Below are 3,303 nucleotides of genomic sequence, written 5' to 3'. Positions count from 1 at the left end.
CCTGATGTAGTCGTCAAAGGCTTCGGCCACCGCCTCGGAAGTCACCAGTTCGCGGTCCCGGAGAATCCGCACGGCGGCTTCCGGGAGCGTGCTGGGGTCGTACTCGGCCAGCAGAACCATGGCGACGTGCAGCAGCGCCTCGGAAAGCTCCTCCACCGCGCACTCGGTGTTGATCGCCTCCACTTGCAGCGCGTGCAGCAGGTCTGGGGACGGATTGAGGACGAGCGGCATGGGGCTCCTCCGCGTGGGTGAACGAGCGTCCAACTCGGAGCAACCAATCTAACGCTCTGGACGGGCTCGTTCAACGGGCGTAGAAGGGGCCACAGGCGTTACATGTCTACGGCTGCAGGTCCACGATCAGGCGGGAGGGAGTGCCGAGTTCCGTCACCCGGTATCGGCCGCGGGCGGCGGTGCCCAGCACCACCTGCACCTCGCCCTCGAAGTCGCACGTCACCTGCATCTCGCGCAGAATGGGCATGTTCACGCGGCGCTCGCGGGCCACGGTGGCGCGCCCGCCCTCCTCGTGCGCCTGCGCGCCGCGCAGGGTGACGGCCAGAAAGGCGCCGCCCGCCACCGCGCTGGGCTCGCCCGACCCGCACTCGGTGGGCGTATCGATGTACTCCACGCGGTACCCCGGCACCGGGTCGGCGCCAAAGTCCAGCACCACGCGGTCAAACCCGGTGTTCACCCCCGCGCGCAGGCCGCGCAGCGTGACCGTTCCCGCGCGGCGCCGCGCCGTGGTTCCGCCCGCCGTCCACTCCCCGAGCGGCTGCGCGGCGGGCGCGGCGGGCGCGCTGTCCGCGGCGGGAGGCGCCGCCGGGGCGGCCGTGCTGTCCGCCGGGGTCGCCAGCGGGGCCGCGGTGGCGGGAGCGGAGTCGTTCAGCACAAAGGCGGGGATCCGCGCGTCCGGCGGCGCGGTGCCGTCCTGCACCGAGTCGTCGTGCGCCTCCGCGGCGGCGGCCCGGCGCCGCTCCGTGGCGTCGCGCAGCTCGCCGCCCTGGTCGCCGCACGCGGCCGCCAGCAGCAGCAGCCCCATCATCCCCGCCCTTGCCGTTCCCGTCATCACCCGGTCGCTGCTCCCGCGGGGCGGCCGATGCGCGCGCCGCCCGCGTAGATGTTGAATCCCGGCCCGCGAACGAATCCCGCGAGCGTCATTCCCGTTTCCTGCGCCAGGCGCACGGCCAGGCTGCTGGGGGCCGAAACCCCCGCCAGCACCGTGACCCCCGCCCGCGCGGCCTTCTGCACCAGCTCAAAGCTGGTGCGCCCGCTCACCAGCACCACCGCACCCTCCAGCGGCACCTCTCCGGCCAGCAGCGCGGCGCCTACCAGCTTGTCCATCGCGTTGTGGCGGCCCACGTCTTCGCGAATGCGCACCAGTCCGCCCTCCGGCGTAAACTGGGCGGCCGCGTGCAATCCCCCCGTCCGCTCGAACACCGCCTGTGCCTCACGCAGCCGGTCGGGGAGCGCGACGATCACGGCGGGGTCCACGCACGGCCCCGGGCCCGTCCGCGGGCAGGCGGCGCCCATCACCGCGTCGATGGACGCCTTGCCGCACACCCCGCAGCTGCTGGTCGTGTAGAAGTTGCGGGCAAGGCCGTCCGCGTTCCAGGGCGCGCCGGGTGCCAGCACGACGTTGACAACGTTGTACCGCTGCTCTGCCTCCGTGCAGTAGCGGATGGCGGCGACGGCGCCGGGCCCGTCGATCAACCCCTCGCCGTACAGAAAGCCCGCCGCGAGCTCGAAGTCCGCGCCGGGCGTCCTCATGGTCACCGCAACGCGCGTGGCCGCCTCGTCCACGGACTGCGATGCGTCTTCCGCACGCAGGACGCGGATTTCCAGCGGCTCTTCCGTGGCCAGCAGGTCGTCGCGCACGCGGCGAAGGGCGCCGTTGGCGGAGACGGAAACACGCTCCACGCGGCTGCGCGCCGTGCTCCGCCGGTCGCCGCTCACACCGCGGCGCCGGTCAGGTGCGATGCCTCCGCCGCGGCGCGGTGCACCAATCGCTCGTCCGCGCCCACCACGTCCACGCCGGGGCGCGCGGGGTGCACGGTGACGGGAATCATCTTGCTGGACGGCGTGTTGCTGCGCCGGTCCCGGCTGCCGATGGGGACGAGCACGTTCGCCTCCGGAAAGTACGCGGCTGCGCTTCCCTTCGGGACGTCGTACTCCACCACGCGAAAGCGCGGCGCCTCCCGCTCGCGCCCGTCCGTGCCGTGCGAGCGCACGTCCACCCAGTCGCCCGCGCGCAGCCCGCGCTGGGCGATGTCGTCCGCGTGCATCAGGATCACGCGGCGCGCCTGCTTGATGCCGCGGTACCGGTCATCCAGCCCGTAGATGGTGGTGTTGTACTGGTCGTGCGAGCGGATTGTGAACAGCCGCAGCTGCCCTTCGCCCAGTCGGATGGACGGCAGCGGGGTGGCGACCAGGTTGGCGCGCCCCGTTTCCGTCTTCCACTCGCGGTGCGCCGCCGTGTTGCGCAGCACGAAGCCCGCCGGCTCGCGCACGCGGCGGTTGAAGTCCTCGAATCCAGGAACCACCCGGGCGATGGATTCGCGGATGCGGTCGTAGTCCCCCGCCATTCCCGCCCAGTCCACCCCGCCGCCGTGCGGGAGCGCCGCCATTGCCAGGCCGGCCACGATGGCCGGCTCGCTGCGCAGGTGGGGCGACGCGGGGCGGTTGCGCCCCTGCGACGAGTGAACGACGCTCATGGAATCTTCCACCGTGACGAACTGCGGGCCGGCGGCCTGCACGTCCATCTCCGTGCGCCCCAGGCAGGGCCAGATCATCACCTCGCCGCCGCCGCTGACGTGTGTGCGGTTCAGCTTGGTGGTGACGTGAACGGAAACGGGAATGCGCCCCAGCCCCTCGCCTACGAGTGCGGTGTCGGGCGACGCGCTCAGGAAGTTGCCGCCCATGGTCATGAAGAAGCGGATGCGGCCTTCCGCCATGGCGGGAATGGCGCCGGCTACGTCCAGCCCCGGCGCGCGCGGCGCCGCGAAGTCGAACTCGCGTTCGAGCGCCTCGATCCACGGCGGAGGATTGTGGTCGATCCCCATGGTGCGGTCGCCCTGCACGTTGCTGTGGCCGCGCACGGGGCACGGGCCCGCGCCCGGCCGCCCCACGTTGCCGCGCAGCAGCAGCAGGTTGCTGCAGGCGATGATGTTGTCGACCGCGTTCTCGTGCTGCGTGAGCCCCATCGCCCAGCAGACGATGGTGCGCTGTGACTGCACGGCGATGTCGGCGGCCTGGCGCATCTGCTCGCGTGTGATGCCACTGGCTTCGACGAGTTCGTCCCAATCGGCG

4 protein-coding genes are annotated in these 3,303 nt (G+C 72.3%); all 4 read right to left on the bottom strand.

Annotation, left to right across the window (positions count from 1 at the left end; all coding sequences use genetic code 11):
* The coding region (locus VF665_RS10975) for a hypothetical protein (RefSeq protein WP_331053473.1) at window positions 1–231 on the bottom strand (231 nt) is incomplete at its 3' end.
* 106 nt (window positions 232–337) lie between these two features.
* Window positions 338–1,063, bottom strand: coding sequence for an AMIN-like domain-containing (lipo)protein (locus VF665_RS10970; RefSeq protein WP_331053472.1), 726 nt, complete (start codon window positions 1,061–1,063; stop codon window positions 338–340).
* Window positions 1,063–1,950: a formate dehydrogenase accessory sulfurtransferase FdhD gene (fdhD, locus tag VF665_RS10965; RefSeq protein ID WP_331053471.1), complete on the bottom strand. Its 888-nt coding sequence runs from the start codon at window positions 1,948–1,950 to the stop codon at window positions 1,063–1,065. The genes VF665_RS10970 and fdhD overlap by 1 nt, the downstream gene beginning before the upstream one ends.
* A partial coding sequence (locus tag VF665_RS10960) for a molybdopterin dinucleotide binding domain-containing protein (protein WP_331053470.1) occupies window positions 1,947–3,303 on the bottom strand: 1,357 nt, incomplete at its 5' end. The genes VF665_RS10960 and fdhD, both read right to left, overlap by 4 nt.

This window comes from Longimicrobium sp. (assembly GCF_036387355.1).
Lineage (GTDB): Bacteria > Gemmatimonadota > Gemmatimonadetes > Longimicrobiales > Longimicrobiaceae > Longimicrobium.
The sequence above is the reverse complement of the archived record's forward strand: the minus strand, read 5'-3'. Positions and strand labels throughout refer to the sequence as shown.

Excerpts from the sequence above, each read along its gene's own strand:
- VF665_RS10970 (WP_331053472.1), bottom strand. The coding sequence starts at position 1,063 with ATGACGGGAACGGCAAGGGCGGGGATGATGGGGCTGCTGCTGCTGGCG.